The organism is Mycobacterium sp. GA-1841 (assembly GCF_001954135.1).
In the GTDB taxonomy this organism is placed as follows: Bacteria; Actinomycetota; Actinomycetes; order Mycobacteriales; family Mycobacteriaceae; genus Mycobacterium.
Genome location: NZ_MBEQ01000010.1, coordinates 18,204 through 37,352 on the forward strand (window position 1 = coordinate 18,204; position 19,149 = coordinate 37,352).

The 19,149-nt window shown below is 67.0% G+C and carries 19 protein-coding genes; 13 read left to right on the forward strand and 6 right to left on the reverse strand.

Going from position 1 to position 19,149, the window contains the following annotated elements:
- Positions 1 to 16: 16 nt before the first annotated feature.
- Together A5740_RS02705 and A5740_RS02710 are read right to left on the reverse strand one after the other, a co-directional pair.
- Positions 17 to 460, reverse strand: a complete 444-nt coding sequence (locus A5740_RS02705; protein ID WP_076191291.1) for a VOC family protein — start codon at positions 458 to 460, stop codon at positions 17 to 19.
- A 122-nt stretch (positions 461 to 582) separates the two neighbouring features.
- Positions 583 to 1,698 (reverse strand): citrate synthase 2, encoded by a 1,116-nt coding sequence (locus tag A5740_RS02710; RefSeq protein ID WP_076191293.1) that lies wholly within the window; start codon positions 1,696 to 1,698, stop codon positions 583 to 585.
- A gap of 95 nt (positions 1,699 to 1,793) precedes the next feature.
- On the opposite strand from A5740_RS02710, the gene pdxH reads away from it, so the two are divergent.
- From pdxH to A5740_RS02740, 6 genes are all read left to right on the forward strand, one after another.
- On the forward strand, positions 1,794 to 2,429 hold the full coding sequence (pdxH, locus tag A5740_RS02715; protein ID WP_083653917.1) for a pyridoxamine 5'-phosphate oxidase: 636 nt from the start codon (positions 1,794 to 1,796) through the stop codon (positions 2,427 to 2,429).
- A 3-nt stretch (positions 2,430 to 2,432) separates the two neighbouring features.
- On the forward strand, positions 2,433 to 3,734 hold the full coding sequence (locus A5740_RS02720; RefSeq protein ID WP_076191296.1) for an MFS transporter: 1,302 nt from the start codon (positions 2,433 to 2,435) through the stop codon (positions 3,732 to 3,734).
- A gap of 81 nt (positions 3,735 to 3,815) precedes the next feature.
- A complete protein-coding gene (locus A5740_RS02725; RefSeq protein ID WP_076191298.1) occupies positions 3,816 to 4,487 on the forward strand; it encodes a TetR/AcrR family transcriptional regulator in 672 nt (223 codons plus the stop codon).
- Positions 4,488 to 4,578: 91 nt separating this feature from the next.
- Positions 4,579 to 5,883, forward strand: coding sequence for a citrate synthase (locus A5740_RS02730; protein WP_076191416.1), 1,305 nt, complete (start codon positions 4,579 to 4,581; stop codon positions 5,881 to 5,883).
- A 49-nt stretch (positions 5,884 to 5,932) separates the two neighbouring features.
- Positions 5,933 to 7,387, forward strand: a complete 1,455-nt coding sequence (locus A5740_RS02735) for an MFS transporter (protein WP_076191299.1) — start codon at positions 5,933 to 5,935, stop codon at positions 7,385 to 7,387.
- Positions 7,377 to 7,805: a MarR family winged helix-turn-helix transcriptional regulator gene (locus A5740_RS02740; RefSeq protein WP_076191301.1), complete on the forward strand. Its 429-nt coding sequence runs from the start codon at positions 7,377 to 7,379 to the stop codon at positions 7,803 to 7,805. Before A5740_RS02735 ends, A5740_RS02740 begins: the two co-directional genes overlap by 11 nt.
- Here A5740_RS02740 and A5740_RS02745 read toward each other — a convergent pair whose 3' ends face one another.
- Both A5740_RS02745 and A5740_RS02750 read right to left on the reverse strand, forming a co-directional pair.
- Positions 7,806 to 9,362, reverse strand: a complete 1,557-nt coding sequence (locus A5740_RS02745; protein WP_076191302.1) for an NAD(P)/FAD-dependent oxidoreductase — start codon at positions 9,360 to 9,362, stop codon at positions 7,806 to 7,808.
- A gap of 7 nt (positions 9,363 to 9,369) precedes the next feature.
- On the reverse strand, positions 9,370 to 9,618 hold the full coding sequence (locus A5740_RS02750) for a DUF2630 family protein (protein WP_076191304.1): 249 nt from the start codon (positions 9,616 to 9,618) through the stop codon (positions 9,370 to 9,372).
- Positions 9,619 to 9,649: 31 nt separating this feature from the next.
- On the opposite strand from A5740_RS02750, the gene A5740_RS02755 reads away from it, so the two are divergent.
- The 4 genes from A5740_RS02755 (at position 9,650) to A5740_RS28685 (ending at position 11,337) form a co-directional block, all read left to right on the forward strand.
- Positions 9,650 to 10,012 carry an FKBP-type peptidyl-prolyl cis-trans isomerase gene (locus tag A5740_RS02755; protein ID WP_076191306.1) on the forward strand — a complete coding sequence of 121 codons (363 nt, stop codon included), beginning with the start codon at positions 9,650 to 9,652 and terminating at the stop codon, positions 10,010 to 10,012.
- Positions 10,013 to 10,121: 109 nt separating this feature from the next.
- Positions 10,122 to 11,021, forward strand: a complete 900-nt coding sequence (locus tag A5740_RS02760; protein ID WP_254849059.1) for an OmpA family protein — start codon at positions 10,122 to 10,124, stop codon at positions 11,019 to 11,021.
- An 11-nt stretch (positions 11,022 to 11,032) separates the two neighbouring features.
- Positions 11,033 to 11,188, forward strand: a complete 156-nt coding sequence (locus tag A5740_RS28680) for a hypothetical protein (RefSeq protein WP_175616140.1) — start codon at positions 11,033 to 11,035, stop codon at positions 11,186 to 11,188.
- Positions 11,185 to 11,337: a hypothetical protein gene (locus A5740_RS28685; protein ID WP_175616141.1), complete on the forward strand. Its 153-nt coding sequence runs from the start codon at positions 11,185 to 11,187 to the stop codon at positions 11,335 to 11,337. Before A5740_RS28680 ends, A5740_RS28685 begins: the two co-directional genes overlap by 4 nt.
- A 4-nt stretch (positions 11,338 to 11,341) precedes the next feature.
- Here the strand turns inward: A5740_RS28685 and A5740_RS02765 are convergent, their stop codons facing one another.
- The gene (locus A5740_RS02765; RefSeq protein ID WP_076191310.1) at positions 11,342 to 12,682 is read right to left on the reverse strand and encodes a HAMP domain-containing sensor histidine kinase; all 1,341 of its coding nucleotides are present in this window, start codon (positions 12,680 to 12,682) and stop codon (positions 11,342 to 11,344) included.
- A gap of 5 nt (positions 12,683 to 12,687) precedes the next feature.
- On the reverse strand, positions 12,688 to 13,407 hold the full coding sequence (gene prrA / locus A5740_RS02770) for a two-component system response regulator PrrA (protein WP_076191312.1): 720 nt from the start codon (positions 13,405 to 13,407) through the stop codon (positions 12,688 to 12,690).
- Between the two features lie 96 nt (positions 13,408 to 13,503).
- Here prrA and A5740_RS02775 point away from each other — a divergent pair, with 96 nt between their 5' ends.
- The 3 genes from A5740_RS02775 to A5740_RS02785 are packed head-to-tail and all read left to right on the forward strand — an operon-like array spanning position 13,504 to position 19,148.
- Positions 13,504 to 15,384 (forward strand): ABC transporter ATP-binding protein, encoded by a 1,881-nt coding sequence (locus tag A5740_RS02775; RefSeq protein ID WP_076191418.1) that lies wholly within the window; start codon positions 13,504 to 13,506, stop codon positions 15,382 to 15,384.
- 36 nt (positions 15,385 to 15,420) lie between these two features.
- Positions 15,421 to 17,301, forward strand: a complete 1,881-nt coding sequence (locus tag A5740_RS02780) for an ABC transporter ATP-binding protein (RefSeq protein WP_371454707.1) — start codon at positions 15,421 to 15,423, stop codon at positions 17,299 to 17,301.
- Positions 17,298 to 19,148, forward strand: a complete 1,851-nt coding sequence (locus tag A5740_RS02785; RefSeq protein WP_076191315.1) for an ABC transporter ATP-binding protein — start codon at positions 17,298 to 17,300, stop codon at positions 19,146 to 19,148. Before A5740_RS02780 ends, A5740_RS02785 begins: the two co-directional genes overlap by 4 nt.
- The last annotated feature ends 1 nt before the right edge of the window (position 19,149 follow it).

Genomic DNA, 19,149 nt, shown 5'->3' on the forward strand with positions numbered 1-19,149 from the left:
GCGCAGGTTGTGGCTCCTATTTCATGGCCTGCGCGATTTCTTCCATGCTGACCTCGCGCACCGGCTGCCCGAGCGACCACTGGTGTCCGAACGGGTCGCGCACCACGCCGTACCGGTCGCCCCAGAACTGGTCCGCGAGTTCCGCGACCACTTCGGCGCCGGCTTCGACGGCGCGGGCGAACTTCGCCTCGACATCGGTCACGGTGAGGTGAATCGTCACCGGCGTGCCGCCCAGGGCCTTGGGTGTGGACGACTTGCCGTCGTTGTAATCGGGGAAGTCGTCGTTGAGCATGACCGTGGACCCGTTGATGGTCAGTGCGGCGTGAACCAGCTTGCCGTCGGGACCGGGCACCCGGCCCAGTTCGGTGGCGCCGAATGCCTTGACGTAAAAGTCGATCGCCGCGGCGGCGTCGTCGACAACCAGGTGGGGAGTGACTGCGGGGGTTACTTCGATCGCCATGTTCTTCTCCTGATGAGTTGAGCGGACTCAATGCAGACCCGCCCGACGGGCAGATCTCATCGGCGGACCACTCCATGCAACCACCACGGTCCGACAAAAACTCGGCGCAGGAGAAGGAGAACTCAGTGCGCGATCTGGTCCCACCCGGCGACCGCCTGGACGCTGCGCGGTTCGGGGCCGACGTAGATGGCGGCCGGGCGTACCAGCTTGCCCAGCCGTTTCTGTTCCATGATGTGTGCGCACCAGCCGGCGGTCCGCCCGCAGGTGAACATCGCCGGCATCATCGTGGCGGGCACCTCGGCGAAGTCCAGGATCACCGCCGCCCAGAACTCGACGTTGGTTTCGATGGCGCGGTCGGGGCGGCGTTCGCGCAGCTCGGCCAGCGCGGCTTGCTCCAGGGCCGCGGCCACTTCGTAGCGCGGCGCCGCGAGGCGTTTGGCGGTGGCCCGCAGCACCCGGGCCCGCGGATCCTCGGCCCGGTACACCCGATGCCCGAATCCCATCAGCTTGTCGCCGCGATCGAGGATGGCTTTCACCACCGCCCGGGCATCACCGGATTTTTCGACCTCTTCGATCATCGGCAGCACGCGGGCCGGGGCTCCGCCGTGCAGCGGCCCGCTCATCGCACCCACGGCGCCCGAGAGGGCGGCGGCCACATCGGCGCCGGTGGAGGCGATCACCCGGGCGGTGAACGTCGAGGCGTTCATCCCGTGTTCGGCGGCGGTGACCCAGTACGCGTCGATCGCCTCGATGTGCTTGGGGTCCGGGTCTCCCTGCCAGCGCGTCATGAAACGTGCTGTCACCGTGGGGCATTCGTCGATTCGGCGTTGCGGCACCGCGGGCTGGTAGATGCCGCGGGCGGACTGGGCGACGTAGGACAGGGCCATCACCGAGGCACGGGCCAGCTGGTCGCGGGCGGTCGTGTCGTCGATGTCCAACAGCGGGGCGTAGCCCCAGATCGGGGCCAGCATCGCCAGCCCGGCCTGGACGTCGACGCGGACGTCGCCGCTGTGGATGGGCAGTGGGAACGGTTCGGCCGGGGGCAGGCCGGTGCCGAAGCTGCCGTCGACCAGCAGTCCCCACGCGTCGCCGAAGGTGACCCGGTGCTCGACCAGTTCCTCGATGTCCACGCCCCGGTAGCGCAGTGCACCACCGTCCTTGTCCGGCTCGGCGATCTCGGTGGTGAAGGCGACGACGCCTTCCAACCCGGCTACGAAGTCTTCCGGTACGGCTGGCATGGCCAGATTGTTGCACCAAGCCCAGGCGTAGCGTTAGCGCGGTGGCAAGACCCTCGGGACAGACCCCGGAAAACCACGATCACGACCTGGCGGCCATGCGCGTGGATTACGTGGAGAAGGACGGTTGCGGTGACCTCGATGTCGACTGGCTCGGGGAGGATCCGGCCACCGGTTGGCTGACGCTGCTGCGGACCTGGCTGTCGGATGCCTACCGGGCCGGGGTGGCCGAGCCGAACGCCATGGTGGTCGGCACCACCGACGTCGAGGGAAGACCGGTCACCCGAACGGTGTTGTGCAAGAGCATGGACGAGACCGGCATCACGTTCTTCACCAACTATGACTCTGCCAAGGGCACCCAGTTGGCCGTCAATCCCTATGCGTCGGCGACGTTTCCGTGGTATCAGCTCGGGCGGCAGGTACACGTGCGCGGGCCGGTCACGAAGGTCAGCCGCGAGGCCACCGAGGACTACTGGTCCAAGCGCCCGCGGGGCTCGCAGCTGGGTGCCTGGGCGTCGCAACAGTCCAGCCCGATCGCATCCCGTTCGGCCCTGCTGGATCAGCTTGCCGAGGTGACCGAACGGTTCGCCGACCTCGACGCGGTCCCGGTACCGCCGAATTGGGGTGGCTACCGGATCGCCCCGGACAGCGTCGAGTTCTGGCAGGGCCGGGAGAACCGGGTGCACAACCGGATTCGCGTCATCGCCAACTCCGCGCAACGTCTCCAGCCGTAACCGGTGAGAAGCCTCTTCGCCGACACCACCCCGCTGCGTACACCGGACTTCCGGCGGTTGTGGCTGGCCGGCATCCCGACCGTGATCGGCGCGAATCTCACGATCTTCGCGGTGCCGGTGCAGCTGTACGTACTGACGCAGAACTCCGCCTATGTCGGGTTGTCCGGCCTGTTCGCGCTGGTTCCGCTGGTCGTGTTCGGCCTGTGGGGCGGCGCCTGGGCCGACGCCATGGACCGCAGGCTGTTGCTGATCATCGCCTCGATCGGGCTGGCCGGTTCCTCGGTGCTGCTGTGGTTGCAGGCCGCGCTGTCGGTGGACAACGTGTGGGTGGTGCTGTGTCTGCTGGCGCTGCAGCAGGCGTTCTATGCCGTCAACAGCCCCACCCGGTCGGCGGCCATTCCGCGGATGCTGCCCGGTGAACAATTGCCCGCGGCGAACTCGCTGAACATGACGGTGATGCAGTTCGGCGCCATCGTCGGTCCGCTGATGGCCGGATTCCTGCTGAACTGGGTGGACCTGTCGACGCTGTACCTGATCGACGCGGTCACCTGTCTGGCGCCGATCTGGGCCACGTTCCGCCTTGCCCCGATGCCACCGTCGAGCACCGAGGGTAGCTCGTCGCGCTGGGGCCTGGCCGCGGTGCTGGACGGCTTTCGCTACCTGGCCGGTAACCGGGTGGTGTTGATGTCGTTCGTCGTCGATCTGGTGGCGATGATCTTCGGTATGCCGCGGGCGCTGTTCCCCGAGATGGCGCACGAGAGTTTCGGCGGCCCGGTCGAGGGTGGCACCGCGATGGCGCTGCTGGCGGCGGCGATGTCGGTGGGTGCGGTGGCCGGGGGTGTGTTCTCCGGCTGGCTGCCGCGCATCCGCAGGCAGGGGCTGGCGGTGGTGGCGGCGATCGTGGTCTGGGGCGTGGCGATGGTCGGGTTCGGTATCGCAGGTGGGGCAGGGGGTGGCTCCGCCGGCCTGGCGATGTGGATTGCCTTGGCGTTCTTGGCGATTGGTGGGGCTGCCGATATGGTCTCGGCAGCGTTTCGGTCGACGATTCTGCAGCAGGCGGCCTCCGATGAACTGCGCGGCCGGTTGCAGGGCGTGTTCACCGTCGTAGTGGCCGGTGGCCCTCGGTTGGCCGACACGTTGCACGGCGCGGCCGCGGCGGCGGTGGGTACCACGGTGGCGGCGGCCGGCGGCGGGGCCCTCGTGGTCGTGGGCGTGGTGATCGCCGCCTTGGCGGGGCCGGCGTTCATCCGTTATCGGGTGAGCCCCGGTGCGCCGCAGGAACAGTCCGAGCCGGACAAAGTATGACCACCGGCGAATGGCATCGAACGCCACATAGTTGCCGAAAAGGACCGAGAAACAGTCCTTTGGGCACTAGCATCGCGTCTCGTGGTTGACGTGGTGTCCCAGGCCGAACCGGGTTTGCGCGAACGCAAGAAGCAGCGCACCCGGGCCCTGTTGATCGAGGCCGCGATCGAGTTGTGTGACCGCCAGGGATTCGAGCAGACCACGGTCGAACAGATCGCCGCCGTCGCCGACGTGTCCCCGCGCACCTTCAGCCGCTACTTCGCCACCAAGGATGCCGTCGTCCTGGCGTTCGTCGACGAGGTGATCGGGATGGTCGCACTCGAGCTCGCGGCCCAGCCGGCCGGAATCGGTGATCTCGAGGCGTTGTACCGGGCCCATGTGGCGGCGTTCCTGAAGACGAAGTCCGCGGCGCCGTCCGGGCTGACGTCGGAACGGCTGCTGGCCTCGGCGCGCATCGTCACCTCGTCGCCGACGTTGATGCAGTCGGCCTCCGAGTTCCGGGCGGATGCGGTCAACGTGGTGCTGGCGCGGCGGATGGGAGTGGCCGGCGACGATCGCCGGCTCAAACTGACGGCTGTCGTCTGGGCGTCGATCATCATGACCGGCATCGCTGATCTGGGCTCTCGCGCAGATTGGGCCCGTGTGACCGTCGATGACATCGTCGAGGAGATCAAGACCACATATGCCGACTTCCGGGAGGTCGCGGCGGGCGTCCACCAGCCCGGGCAACCGGCCGTTGCACAATTGCAGTGACCGGTTGGTAACCCCCCGCGGGCAGCGCCGATCGATTGCGACTACCTTTTGTAGAGCAGTGAGTCGGTTCCAGGACGATGAAGGGATTCCCGTGGCCGAAAACCCGTCGAGTGGGCAGGAGCTTGCCACTCTCAAGTACCCCGGTGGCGAGATTGATCTGGAGATCGTCAATGCCACCGAGGGCAGTGACGGCATCGCGCTTGGCCCGTTGCTGGCCAAGACCGGCTACACCACTTTTGATGGTGGCTTCGTCAACACCGCTTCCACCAAGTCCGCGATCACCTACATCGACGGTGATGCCGGCATCCTGCGGTACCGGGGTATCCCGATCGAGCAGTTGGCCGAGAATTCGACGTTCATCGAGGTCAGTTACCTGCTGATCTACGGTGAGTTGCCGACGGCCGAGCAGTTGGAGTCGTTCACCACCCAGATCCAGCGGCACACGTTGCTGCACGAGGATCTGAAGCGGTTCTTCGACGGCTTCCCGCGCAACGCGCATCCGATGCCGGTGCTCTCCAGTGCGGTCAACGCGCTGAGCGCCTACTACCAGGATTCGTTGGATCCGCTGGACAAGAAGCAGGTCGAGCTGTCGACGATCCGGTTGCTGGCCAAGCTGCCGACGATCGCGGCGTATGCGTACAAGAAGTCCGAGGGTCAGCCTTTCCTGTACCCGGACAACTCGCTGACGCTGGTGGAGAACTTCCTGCGGATGACGTTCGGCTTCCCGGCCGAGCCGTATGAGGTCGATCCCGAGATCGTCCGCGCGCTGGACATGCTGTTGATCCTGCACGCCGATCACGAGCAGAACTGCTCGACGTCGACGGTACGGCTGGTGGGCTCGTCGCAGGCCAACCTGTTCACCTCGATCTCCGGTGGCATCAACGCGCTGTGGGGGCCGCTGCACGGCGGCGCCAACCAGGCCGTGCTGGAGATGCTGGAGAAGATCCGCACCGGCGACGACGACGTGAAGACCTTCGTCAAGAAGGTCAAGAACCGCGAAGACGGTGTGAAGCTCATGGGCTTCGGACACCGGGTCTACAAGAACTACGATCCGCGCGCCCGCATCGTCAAGGAGCAGGCCGACAAGATCCTGGGCAAGCTGGGTGGCGACGACGAACTGCTGGACATCGCCAAGCAGCTCGAAGAGATCGCGTTGACCGACGACTTCTTCGTCGAGCGCAAGCTCTACCCGAACGTCGACTACTACACCGGCGTGATCTACCGGGCGATGGGCTTCCCGACCCGCATGTTCACCGTGCTGTTCGCGCTGGGCCGGTTGCCGGGCTGGATCGCGCACTGGCGCGAGATGCATTCGGAGCCCAACAAGATCGGCCGCCCGCGCCAGATCTACACCGGTTACACCGAACGCGGCTACGTCGACATCACCAAGCGCTGACATCAGCGCTCGGCTTGCGCACCAACAGTTGTAGTTTCACAATAGTTGTGTGAACACAACTGTCGATCCGCTCGGTGCTCGGCGCAAGGCGATCATCCTCGTCTCGTGCTGCCTGAGCCTGCTGATCGTGTCGATGGACGCCACCATCGTCAACGTCGCGCTACCGAGCATCCGCGACGATCTGGGCGCCACCCCGTCGCAGCTGCAGTGGATCGTCGACGTCTACACGCTGGTGTTGGCCTCGTTGCTGTTGCTGGCCGGTGCGACCGGGGATCGGTTGGGGCGCAGACGGACGTTTCAGTTGGGCTTGACGGTGTTCGCGGTGGCCTCGCTGTTGTGCAGTCTGGCACCCAACATCGAGACGCTCATCGCCGCCCGATTTCTGCAGGCGATCGGCGGTTCGATGCTCAACCCGGTGGCGATGTCGATCATCACCCAGGTGTTCACCGGCCGGGTCGAGCGGGCCCGTGCCATCGGTGTCTGGGGCGGTGTGGTCGGAATCTCGATGGCCCTCGGCCCGATCGTCGGCGGGGCCCTGATCGAGTACGTCGACTGGCGCGCGGTGTTCTGGATCAACCTGCCGATCTGCGCGCTGGCCGTCGTGCTCACCGCGATCTTCGTGCCGGAATCGAAGTCGACGACGATGCGCGACCTCGATCCGATCGGACAGGCCCTCGGCGTGGCGTTCCTGTTCGGCGTCGTCTTCGTGTTGATCGAGGGGCCCGGATATGGCTGGACGGATCGGCGCACGCTGGGCGTCGCCGTCGTCGCGCTGCTGGCCCTCGTGGCCTTCCTGCGTTATGAATCGCGGCGGCGGGACCCGTTCATCGATCTCCGGTTCTTCCGCAGCGTGCCGTTCGCCTCGGCCACGGTGATCGCGGTCTGCGCGTTCGCCGCCTACGGAGCGTTCCTGTTCATGATGTCGCTGTATCTGCAGACCGAGCGGGGTTACTCGGCGATGCACACAGGCTTGATCTACCTGCCGGTCGCCGTCGGTGCCCTGATCTTCTCGCCGTTGTCGGGCCGGCTGGTCGGGCGGTACGGCAGCCGGCCCTCGCTGTTGGCCGCCGGTGCGACGATCACCGTGGCCACGATCCTGCTGACCCGGCTGACCGCCGACACCCCGGTCTGGCAGTTGTTGATGATGTTCGCGGTGTTCGGCATCGGCTTCTCGATGGTCAACGCGCCGATCACCACGACGGCGGTCAGCGGTATGCCGCTGGATCGAGCCGGGGCGGCCTCGGCAGTGGCCTCCACCAGCCGCCAGGTCGGCGTGAGTATCGGTGTGGCCCTGTGCGGTTCGGTGGCCGGCACGGCACTGGCCGGCACCGGGGCGGACTTCGCCGCGGCCGCGCGCCCGCTGTGGTTCGTCTGTGCCGCGCTGGGTTTGGCGATATTCGCGCTCGGCGTCGCCTCCACCACGCCGTGGGCGCTGCGTTCGGCGCAGCGGTTGGCACCGCTGATCGGAGCGCATCACACCGCGGAGGTGACCCATGTCCGGTGACCGGCAGGCCGAGTTGGCCGACGAGGTCTGGCGCGCGCTGACCGGGTTGGTGTTCGATCATCGCGACCACTGGCGGCGGGCCGTGATCGAGCGAACCGGCCTGCCGTTCAGCCGAATTCGCATCTTGAAACGGCTTGCGCACACCCCGTTGACCGTCAAGCAGCTGGCCTACGCCGCCACCGTCGACGCCCCGGCCGCCACGGTTGCGGTCAACGACCTTGAGGAGCGCGGCCTGGTGGTGCGCGAGGTCGATCCGGCCAATCGGCGGAGCAAGCTGGTGTCGCTCACCGACACCGGCCGGGCGCTGTTGGCCCGGATCGATCAGGTCGCGGACCCGGCGCCGGACGTGTTCGCCAAGCTCGACGCCGGGGACCTTGAGACGCTGGGGGCGATCTTGCAAAAGCTCACCACGCCGTAGTCAGCATTCGAGAACCGCCATCGCTGCATTGTGGCCGCCGATCCCCGAGACCGCGCCGCCACGTCGAGAACCAGAGCCGCACAACAGGATCCGGTCGTGGCCGGTAGCCACGCCCCAGCGGCGCGCAGCCGTGTCGAGTGGTTCGTCGTCCTCGGTGAACGGCCAGCGCAGCGCGCCGTGAAAGATGTTGCCGGCTGTCATCCCCAGCACCTGTTCCAGGTCGGCGGTGGTCTTCGACTCGATGCACAACCGCCCGGCGGAATCTTCCATGAGAACATCCTGGATCGGCTCGGCCAGAACCGAATTCAGCGAGTTCAACACGGCCGAGGTCAGCCGGTCCCGCATCCGGTCGGGGTCGGCCAGGGCCAGGGAATGTGGCGTGTGCAGACCGAAAACCGTGAGGGTCTGCGCACCTGAGGCGCGTAGCTCGTCGGACAGGATGGTGGGATCGGTCAGTGAGTGGCAGTAGACCTCGCACGGCAGGGGATCGGGCACCTGCCCGGCCGCCGCGGCGTCGTAAGCGCCGGCGAGCTGGCTGTAGTTCTCGTTGATGTGGAACGTGCCGCCGAATGCCTGTTCGGGCGTGACTCGCTGGTCCCGGAGGCGGGGCAGCCGACGCAGCATCAGATTCACTTTGACCTGAGCGCCGGGCGCGGTCCCGGGGTCGGGTTCACCGAGCAGTTCGGCCAGCACGGTCGGCGTCACGTTGGCCAGCACGTGCCCGGCGCGTACCCGGTGCGTCGTCCCGGCCCGGCGGTAGCGAACCTCGCCGCCCGGATCGATGGCGTAAACATCTGCGTCGGTGATGATTTCGGCGCCAAATCCCGAGGCGGCAGCGGCCAGGGCTCCGCTCACCGCGCCCATTCCGCCGACCGGGACGTCCCATTCGCCGGTACCGCCGCCGATCAGGTGATAGAGAAAGCACACGTTCTGGATCAGCGAGGGATCGTCGAGCCCGGCGAAGGTTCCGATCAGGGCGTCGGTGCCCATCACGCCGCGTACCAGGTCATGCGACACCGCGGCGGTGATCGCCGCACCGATGGGTTCCTCGATCAGCGCATCCCAGGCGGTGGCGGTGTCGGTATCGGTCCCGCCGAGCACTTCGTCGCGCAGCGCGGAACGGGTGCGCAGCGGTTGCAGCAATGTGGGCCAGATCCGTGTCGTGATCTGTCCGCAGCGGCGATAGAAGTCGTCGAACCTGGCAGCGTCGTGCGCTGCACCGATCGCGTCGAACGACGGCTCGGGCCCGATCAGCAGGCCGGTGGCCCCGCCGGTGGTGGGATCGGGCGTGTAGGACGAATAGCGCCGTCGGGACAGCCGGATTCGGGCCCCGAGATCGGAGACGATGCGCCGGGGCAGGAGGCTGACGAGATACGAGTAGCGCGACAGCCGCGCGTCCACGCCGTCGAAGGCGTGCGCGGAAACCGCTGCGCCGCCGACGTGGTCGAGCCGCTCGAGCACCTGGACCCGGCGTCCGGCGCGGGCCAGATAGGCGGCAGCAACCAGGCCGTTGTGCCCGCCGCCGACGATGACGGCGTCCACTGCCTGTTCGGTCACCGGCTGGTCAGCTCCGGTAGCCTTCGACCTCGTCCGCCGGGCGCTTCTCGGCCAGGTCGGGGTCCTGTCCGGTCTGGCGTAGCGCGCGGCGCTGTCGCAACAGGTCCCAGCACTGGTCGAGAGCGACTTCCAGCGACTTCAGACGTTGGTGTTCTTCGTCTTCGTCTATCTCTTTGCGCTGCAGTTTCGACCGGAGCTCCTGCTCTTCGGCAACGAGCCGGTGAACTTCGGCGAGGATGTCCTGATCTTTGGCCACACGACCAGTCTGCCGGACTACGGTTGATCTGGTGAGTACAAAACCAGAGATCGAGTTTCCGGATGGACCTGCCCCGGGCGAATTGGTGATCACCGACGTCGTGGTCGGCGACGGGCCCGAAGCGGTGCCCGGCGGCACTGTCGAGGTGCACTATGTCGGCGTCGAATATGACTCGGGTGAGGAATTCGACAGCTCGTGGAATCGCGGCGAGTCCATCGAATTTCCATTGCGGGGCCTCATTCAGGGTTGGCAGGACGGCATACCCGGTATGCGGGTGGGCGGACGTCGGCAACTCGTCATTCCGCCGGCTCAGGCGTATGGCCCGGCCGGATCGGGGCATCGGCTTTCGGGGAAGACGCTGATTTTCGTGATCGATCTGCTCGGCGCTCGCTGATTCGGGGTACCCGATGGTGGGTTCGGACGAATCTCGGACGATAACCGGCTGGCAAACAGCCTCCAAGCTGTACCGCCGACCACCCGGTTGGGGATGGTTGTTGGCCTTGGTGGTGGTTCCATTGTTGCTGGGCCTGATCGGTTGGGGTGGGCTCGACCGCTCGGACAAGGACGCCGATGTCAGTCTTCCCGACGTCAATCCCACCGCGACGTTGACAGCTCCCGAGGTCAACACGCCGGACCACTCGTTCGCGCCGTTGTCGATCACCCGGAAAGGCAACGATTTCATTCTTGTCGGCGATCTGCCCGATGCGGCCGCCAAGTCGTCGTTGCTGGACTGGTTGCGTGGAAAGTTCGGCGGCGGTGTCAATCTGGTCGACAACCTGAACGTGCGGATCGGGGTGAGTACGCCGGACGTGTCGGCGGTGGGTTCGGTCTTCGATGCCGCCGGCGACGCCATCCCTGATTTCAGTTTCAAGCTCGACGGTGACATGTTGACACTGACGGGTACCGCGGCAACGGCCGAGGCGCGTGATGCCGTCGAGGCAGCGGCCAAGGCGGCCTGGCCGAACATCAATCTGATCAACGATATTCAGGTGAGCGCCGCGCCCGCCGCGCCGGTGCCCCCGGCTCCTGCCGGGCCCGGCCCGTGCGCCGGGCTGCAGGACGACGTGAGTGCCCTGCTGCGGACACCGATCAATTTCAGCGCCGACGGGTTCGTCCTGGTTCCGGCCTCCCAGCAGTTGTTGACGCAGGTGGCCGACAAGCTCAAGACCTGTGAGGGCGCGAGGGTGACGGTCACCGGATACACCGACAACTCGGGCAACGACGTCATCAACGTCCCGTTGAGTGGCAATCGAGCCAAAGCTGTTGCCGATTACCTGGTTTCGCAAGGATTGCCGGCCGACCACGTGACGTCCTCAGGCGCCGGGTCGGCGAACCCGATAGCCGGTAACGACACTCCCGAGGGCAAGGCGCAGAACCGTCGCGTCGAGATCACGGTCAATTAGGGAGATTCGACATGGACTTCGTCATCCAATGGTTGTGGTATCTGCTGGCTTTCGTGGCGGGCTCGCTGGTCGCCTGGCTGATGTCGGTGGTCACCGTCAAACCCACCAGTGCCGAACAGGCGTTCGCCGAACTGCCGGGGTCACGTGATATCGGAACGCGACGATGAGCGACGTCAACTGGTGGTTGATGGCCCTGTCGTTTGTGCTCGGCCTGGTGCTGACGTTGGCGCTGACCCTGCGTCGGGTCAAACGCGAGGTGCCGGTCTACGAGGCGCTGGGCCGTCGTCCGGTCGTCGACGAACCGACCACGGAGTAGTCACTCAGCTCGGCCCGGGCAGCCGCAGCAGCAGCCGCGCCCCGCCCAGTGGGCTCGACTCGAGGGCCGCTGTGCCGCCGTGTAATTCGGCCTGCTGGGCCACCAGTGCCAGGCCCAGCCCGGACCCGGAACGCGATGCCGTCGACCCTCGGGAGAACCTGTCGAACACCATCACGCGTTCTTCTTCGGGCACTCCGACGCCGTCGTCGTCGACGGCGATCTCCACGCCCTCGCGGGAGCTCACCGCCGACAACTGGACCCGCGTGGCGCCGCCGTGTTTGACGGCGTTGGCGATCGCGTTGTCCACCGCCAGCCGCAGCCCGGTCGGCAGCCCGATGATGATCACGGTCGGCGACGGTGCCAGCGACACTTCGAGATCGGGGTAGACGCGCATGGCGTCGTGGGCCGCCCGGTCGAGAAGTTCGGTGATATCGACGGTGACGTGATCGTCGGTGGTGGTCAGCTCGCCCTGCGCCAGCCGTTCGAGCGCACCGAGGGTGGCCTCGATCCGCGATTGCGTGCGGATGACATCGTTGACCACTTCTTTGCGTTGGTCCTCGGGCAGGTCGAGGGTGGCCAGGATCTCCAGGTTGGTCCGCATCGCGGTGAGCGGGGTGCGCAGTTCATGCGCGGAGACCGAGGCGAAGTCGCGGGCCGAGGCCAACGCGGCCTTGGTGCGGCCCTGTTCGGACCAGATGCGTTGCAGCATGCCGTTGACCGCGACGGCGATCTCGACGGCTTCGGTGGCACCGCGGACCTCGACGTCGGGCGCCTCGTCACCGGCTTCGATCTGGCGGGTCTGCTGGGCCAGGCGTTTGAGCGGGCGAACCGCGAACGCGGCCAGCAACCAGCCCAGCACCGTGGCCGCGCCGACGGCGAACACACAGATGATGAGAACCCGGCGGTGCAGGTTGTTGGTGTCGGCGATGGTGGCGTCGTAGGTCGCCCCGACCGCCACCCACATCGGCCCGGGGGCGGGGATCTGCACGGTGCGCACCCGCCAGCGCACGCCGTCGATGTACGTGTCGGCGTAGCCGTCGGGCAGCTCGGGCAGCACGATGTTCGTGTTCGACGCGATGTTGCCGGCCTGACGCACGGTGATCACCGCGTCCTGATCGCTGGGGGAGCGCGGGATCTCGCCGAGCCCGCGCGGCAGAAACGGGATGGCGAATCCGGCGGCCTCGTCGAGGCGGCGGTCGAGCCGTTCCTTGCGGTCGTTGGTGATGCCGACCCACACGATGGTGCCGACGATGACGACGACGATCGCGGCGCCGATGGCGGTGGCGAACGCCACCCGGGTCCGCAGCGAGGGAGTGCGGCGGAAGATCCGGGTCAGCGGGCTCATGTGGGCTACTGGGTCCTGAGCACGAATCCGACCCCCCGGACGGTGTGCAGCAGCCGTGGCGCGCCGCCGGCTTCGAGTTTGCGGCGCAGGTAGCCGATGAACACGTCGACGACGTTGGTGTCGGCGGCGAAGTCATAGCCCCAGACCAGCTCCAGCAACTGTGCCCGCGACAGCACCGCGGTCTTGTGTTCGGCCAGCACGGCCAGCAGGTCGAACTCGCGTTTGGTCAGGTCCACGTCGACGCCGTTGACCCGGGCGCGCCGGCCCGGGATGTCGACCTCGAGCGGGCCGACCTGGATCGTCTCGGAGGAGAACGTGGCCGACGCGCCGCGCCGGCGCAGCAGGGCTTTGACCCGGGCCACGAGTTCCTGCAGCACGAACGGCTTGACCAGGTAGTCGTCGGCGCCGGCCTCCAGGCCCGCCACCCGGTCGTCGACGCTGCTGCGGGCCGAGAGCACACAGACCGGCACGTCGTTGTCCATCGCGCGCAGTGCGGTCACCACGCTGACGCCGTCGAGCACGGGCATGTTGATGTCGAGCACGATCGCGTCGGGGCGGGTCTCGGTGGCGCTACGCAGCGCCTCGGCCCCGTCCACGGCGGTGGACACGGTGAACCCGGACAGCCGCAACCCGCGTTCCAGCGAGGCGAGCACGTCGGGGTCGTCGTCTACGACGAGGACCCGGGGCGAGGCCATGCCACCGGCAGCGCTATCCATACCCGCCATCTTGCCCGATGACCCATCCCGAATCGCGCAGGCGGCCAGGGAAGTCCTCGGGAAGTCTTTGACCTCAACTTTTGTTCAGGTTCTACGGTGATGCTCATGAGTTTGGAAACGGTGGCCCGGCAGACGCTGTATCGGCAGACGCATGCCCGCGACGGCGACTTGCGTTCGCTGGCCGACCGGCGGCTGCTGTCCCGGATCTGGCGCTTCTCGGCGCGCCATCATCGCCGGCTGGCCGGATTCGTCGCGATCAGCGTGGTCAGTGCCCTGTTGACGGTGACGACGCCGGTGCTGGCCGGGCGGGTGGTCGACGTGATCACCGCCGGGGGTCCGGCGTCGACGGTGATCACGCTGGCGCTGGTGATCGCTGCGGTGGCGCTGGCCGAAGCGGCGGTGGCGCTGGTGACCAGGTGGTTGTCGTCGAACATCGGTGAGGGCCTGATCCTGGATCTGCGCACCGCAGTGTTCGACCATGTCCAGCGCATGCCGGTGGCGTTCTTCACCCGCACCCGCACCGGGGCTCTGGTCAGCCGGTTGGGCAACGACGTGATCGGTGCGCAGCGGGCGTTCTCGGACACGCTGTCGGGCATCGTCGCCAACGTGGTGACCCTGTCCCTGACGCTGGTGGTGATGCTCAGCATCTCGTGGCAGATCACGCTGCTGTCGTTGGTGCTGCTGCCGTTGTTCGTGCTGCCCGCGCGGCGCATCGGCGTCCGGATGGCCGCGCTGTCCCGAGAGGCGGCCGTCCACAACGCCACGATGAACACCCAGATGACCGAACGCTTCTCGGCCCCCGGCGCCACCCTGGTCAAGCTGTTCGGCAGCCCCGCCCGCGAGTCCGGTGAGTTCGCGGTGCGGGCCGGTCGGGTCCGCGACATCGGGGTGCGCACGGCGATGCTGCAGTCGACGTTCATGAACTCGCTGACGTTGATGTCGGCGCTCGCGCTGGCCCTGGTGTACGGGCTGGGCGGCATGCTGGCGATCGGCGGGCAGTTGCAGGCCGGTGCGGTCGTGTCGCTGGCGCTGCTGCTGACCCGGCTGTATGCGCCGCTGACCGCGCTGGCGAACGCGCGCGTCGAGATCGCCAGTGCGCTGGTGTCGTTCGAGCGGGTTTTCGAGGTGCTCGATCTGGTGCCGTTGATCGCCGAGAAACCCGACGCCACCGCAGTGCCGGACGGCCCGGTGCCCGTCGAATTCCGGGACGTCCGATTCTCGTACCCGTCGGCCGACAAGGTGTCGCTGGCCTCGCTGGAAGAGGTCGCCACCCTCGACGACCGCGGTGGTGACGAGGTGCTGCACGGCATTTCGTTCACGGCGCGTCCCGGGCAGATGGTGGCACTGGTCGGTTCCTCGGGCGCCGGCAAGTCGACGATCGCGTCGTTGTTGTCGCGGCTGTATGACGTCGACAGCGGTTGCATCACGCTCAATGGGGCCGACGTGCGCGACGTGACGTTTTCCTCGCTCAAGGGGACCGTGGGCATGGTGACCCAGGACGGGCACCTGTTCCACGAATCGATCCGGTCGAACCTGCTGCTGGCCGCACCGGATGCCGGCGAGGACCAGTTGTGGGAGGCGCTGCGCCGCGCCCGCCTCGACGATGTGGTCGCCGCGATGCCCGACGGCTTGGACACGGTTGTCGGTGAGCGCGGATACCGTCTGTCCGGAGGACAGCGGCAGCGGTTGACCATCGCGCGTCTGCTGTTGGGACGATCACGGGTGGTGGTGCTCGATGAGGCGACGGCGTCGCTGGACTCGGCTTCGGAGGCCGCCGTGCAACAGGCATTGGCCGAGGCACTCGGTGGCCGCACCTCGATCGTCATCGCGCACCGGCTGTCCACGGTCCGTGCGGCCGATCTCATCCTGGTCATCGAGGATGGGCGCATCGTCGAACGCGGCACCCATCGCGAACTCCTGGCGCGCGAGGGCCGGTACGCCGAGCTGTACGACACCCAGTTCTCCGAGGAGGTCCCGGCGGCGTGAGGTTAATCGGTTGCCCCTGATGGGAAGATTGATTCAGTGAAGCACGCGAGTACGGACCTGTGGCGGCTACTGCCCTACCTGTTGCCGTACCGGGCCCGCTGGATCGTGATGGTCGTGGTCGCGGTGGTCAGCCTGGGCGCAACCGTCGGAATTCCCCTCATGACCAAGGCCGTGATCGACGGCCCGGTGCGCCACCAGGATCAACACGGGCTGTGGGTGCTGGGGTCCGCGGCAGTGGCCGTCGGGGTGTCCGAGGCCGTGCTGTGGTTCATCCGGCGCTGGCTGGTGGCTCGGGCCACCATGGGCGTCGAGGCCGACATCCGCAAGGATCTCTATGCGCGGCTGCAGATCCTGCCGATGAGTTTCCACAGCCGCTGGCAGTCCGGTCAGCTGTTGTCGCGGGTGATGAACGACCTGTCCACGATTCGCCGGTTTCTGTCCTTCGGGCTGGTGTTCCTGCTCCTCAACACCCTGCAGATCGTCGCGGTGACGTCGATCCTGCTGGCCATGTACTGGCCGCTGGGGGTCGTGGTGCTGGTCTCGATCGTCCCGATCACGTTCACCGTGCTGCATTTCGAGCGCGAATACACCCGGCTGTCACGGCTCGCGCAGGATCAGACCGGCCACGTCGCCACGCATGTCGAGGAAGCCGCGCTGGGGCTGCGGGTGGTCAAGGCCTTCGGCCGCGAGGACTATGTGTTCGACCGCTTCGACGAGCAGGCCACCCGTCTGTACGACACCCAGTTCGCGAGGGTGAGTGTCTCGGCCAAGTTCTGGACCCTGCTGGAGGTCATCCCCAACCTCACGTTGATCGTGGTGCTCGGGTTCGGTGCTTACGCCGCAGGCCACGGGTACGTCACGATGGGCACGCTGGTCGCCTTCATCACGATGATGCTGTCGCTCGTGTGGCCGATCGCCTCGTTGGGTTTCCTGCTGTCGATGATGCAGGAATCGTTCACCGCGGCCAACCGGATCGCCGAGATCTTCGATGCGCCTGTCGAAATCGAGGACGGCCCAGTGTCCCAGCCGCCGCGCGGCGGTCGGTTGGAACTGCGCGATGTGGGCTTCAAATTTCCGGACAGTGAACAGGATTGGGCTTTACGCCATATCGATGCGGTCGTCGAGCCGGGGCAGACCCTGGCGCTCGTCGGTGCCACCGGATCGGGGAAATCGGTGCTGGCCGCGCTGTTCTCACGTCTGTACGACGTGACCGAAGGCCAGATCCTGATCGACGGCCGCGACATCCGCGAGTTCAGCCTGCCGGTGCTGCGCCAGACCGTGGCCACCGCATTCGAGGACCCGACGCTGTTCTCGATGTCGGTCGCGGAGAACCTGCGGCTGGGCAACGCGGATGCCACTGCTGAGCAGCTGACTGAAGCCGTCGAGATCGCCGCCGCACAATTCGTCTATGACCTGCCGTTCGGGTTGGACACCCGGATCGGGGAGCAGGGCATGAGCCTGTCCGGTGGGCAGCGCCAACGACTTTCGCTGGCCCGCGCCATCCTGGCCGCACCCAAGATCCTGGTGCTCGACGACACGTTGTCGGCGCTGGACGTGCACACCGAGGCGGTCGTGACCGAAGCGCTGGGACGGGTGCTGCGCGGGGTGACGGGCATCATCGTGGCGCACCGCGCGTCGACGGTGCTCCTGGCCGACAAGGTCGCGCTGCTGGATGTGTCGGCTGACGGGGCGGGCACCATCACCCACATCGGGACGCACACCGAACTGCTGGCGCAGGTGCCGCAGTACCGGTACCTGTTGGCCGCCGACGATCAGCTCGACGATGCCTGCGAGCGCACCTGCGACTGGGAGGACGACGAGGAACTGCGCCGGCTGCAACGCGGACACGACGAACGTACGGCCATCGACGAAGTGGGCGAGCCACCGCGTTTCAGTGCGGAGGTACAGCGGCGATGACCTTGACGGACTGGCGCGGCCAGGTCATCGACGATGACGATCAATCCGGCGGTGGCACCGCCCGTGCCTCCGATCTCCCGATCGACGAAAGCCTGCCGAGACGCCGTGAAGCACGGGCACTGCTCGGGTCGTTGCTGCGTCCGTTCCGGTGGACGGTGGCGGTGCTGGCGCTGGTCGTCATCGTGGAAAACGCCGCCCGGCTGTCGGTTCCGATCTTGGTACAGCGCGGCATCGACCACGGTATCCCGCCGATTCTCGAGGGCGGCCCGGCCCGTGAGCTGATGCTGATCGTCGGCACGCTGTGTGCGGTGGTGGTCGTGCAGGCGATCAGCCGGATGTTCTTTTTGCGCCGCTCCGGGCGGGTCGGCCAGCGCGTGTTACTTGAGTTGCGCCGCCGGGTGTTCCGGCATTTCGGCCGGCTCGATGTGGCCTTCCACGATCGGTACACGTCGGGCCGCGTGGTCAGCCGGTCCACCAACGACGTCGAGGCCATCCAGGACATGCTGGAAACCGGTTTCGACAGCCTGATCACTGCGGTGCTGACGTTGTTCGGCACGGCGGTCCTGTTGGTGGCATTGGACTGGCGGCTCGGCCTGATGTGCCTCGCGGCGTTCCCCATCCTGGTCGCCCTGGTGTGGTGGTTCCGCAACGAGTCGGCCAAGACCTATCGGCTGGTGCGCGAAAGCGCCGCGCTGGTGATCGTCCAGTTCGTCGAGACCATGACCGGCATCAAGGCCGTGCAGGCCTACCGGCGTGAACCGCGCAATCAGGAGATCTTCGACGACGTCGCCGACGAGTACCGGGCGATCAACGAGAAGACGTTCAAGCTGCTGGCGATTTTCATGCCCGGGGTCAAGCTGGTCGGCAACCTCACCACGGGTGTGGTGCTGCTGTACGGCGGTTACCGGGTGCTGCACGGTGAGATGACCATCGGCACGCTGACTGCTTTTCTGCTTTATCTGCGGATGTTCTTCGAACCCATGCAAGAGATCTCGCAGTTCTTCAACACGTTCCAATCGGCCTCCTCGGCGCTGGAGAAGCTGGCCGGTGTGCTCGCGCAGCGCCCGGCGATCGCAGATCCCGAGCAACCGGTGCCACTCCCGGATCCCAAAGGCCGCATCGACTTCCGCGGCGTGCAATTCGAGTACACGCCTGGCCGTCCCGTACTGCCGGGCCTTGAGCTCACCGTTCCGGCCGGGCAGACCGTCGCGCTGGTCGGCACCACCGGCGCGGGCAAGACCACCATCGCCAAGTTGATCGCCCGGTTCTACGACCCGACCGCTGGTTCGGTGACGCTCGATGGCGTCGACCTGCGCGAGCTGGCGCAGTCCGAATTGCGCCGTCACGTCGTGATGGTCACCCAGGAGAACTTCATGTTCGCCGGGACGATCGCCGACAACATCCGGTTCGGACGGCCCGAGGCGACCGACGCTCAGGTGGCCGCGGCTGCGGCGGCCGTCGGCGCGGACGGGTTCATCGAGGCGTTGCCCGACGGCTACGCAACCGATGTGGCCAAACGCGGCGGACGGCTCTCCGCGGGGCAGCGCCAGTTGGTGGCGTTTGCGCGGGCGTTCCTGGCCGACCCGGCGGTGCTGATCCTCGACGAGGCGACGTCCTCACTGGACATTCCCAGCGAGCGAATGGTGCAGCGCGCGTTGGAAACCGTGCTCGCCGACCGCACGGCGCTGGTGATCGCCCACCGCCTCTCCACGGTGCAGATCGCCGACCGGGTGCTGGTGCTCGAGCACGGCCGCATCATCGAGGACGGGGCGCCGGCGGAGCTGATCGGCCGGACCGACGGCGCCTATGCGGCGTTGCACCGGGCGTGGGTGGATTCCCTGGCCTGAT

What these genes read in the sequence shown, in the direction of transcription:
- A5740_RS02785 (WP_076191315.1), top strand. Translation starts at nt 17,298, where the DNA reads ATGACCTTGACGGACTGGCGCGGCCAGGTCATCGACGATGACGATCAA.
- A5740_RS02775 (WP_076191418.1), top strand. Translation starts at nt 13,504, where the DNA reads ATGAGTTTGGAAACGGTGGCCCGGCAGACGCTGTATCGGCAGACGCAT.
- pdxH (WP_083653917.1), top strand. Translation starts at nt 1,794, where the DNA reads ATGCGCGTGGATTACGTGGAGAAGGACGGTTGCGGTGACCTCGATGTC.
- A5740_RS02740 (WP_076191301.1), top strand. Translation starts at nt 7,377, where the DNA reads ATGTCCGGTGACCGGCAGGCCGAGTTGGCCGACGAGGTCTGGCGCGCG.
- prrA (WP_076191312.1), bottom strand. Translation starts at nt 13,407, where the DNA reads ATGGCGGGTATGGATAGCGCTGCCGGTGGCATGGCCTCGCCCCGGGTC.
- A5740_RS02705 (WP_076191291.1), bottom strand. Translation starts at nt 460, where the DNA reads ATGGCGATCGAAGTAACCCCCGCAGTCACTCCCCACCTGGTTGTCGAC.
- A5740_RS02765 (WP_076191310.1), bottom strand. Translation starts at nt 12,682, where the DNA reads ATGAGCCCGCTGACCCGGATCTTCCGCCGCACTCCCTCGCTGCGGACC.
- A5740_RS28685 (WP_175616141.1), top strand. Translation starts at nt 11,185, where the DNA reads ATGAGCGACGTCAACTGGTGGTTGATGGCCCTGTCGTTTGTGCTCGGC.
- A5740_RS28680 (WP_175616140.1), top strand. Translation starts at nt 11,033, where the DNA reads ATGGACTTCGTCATCCAATGGTTGTGGTATCTGCTGGCTTTCGTGGCG.
- A5740_RS02710 (WP_076191293.1), bottom strand. Translation starts at nt 1,698, where the DNA reads ATGCCAGCCGTACCGGAAGACTTCGTAGCCGGGTTGGAAGGCGTCGTC.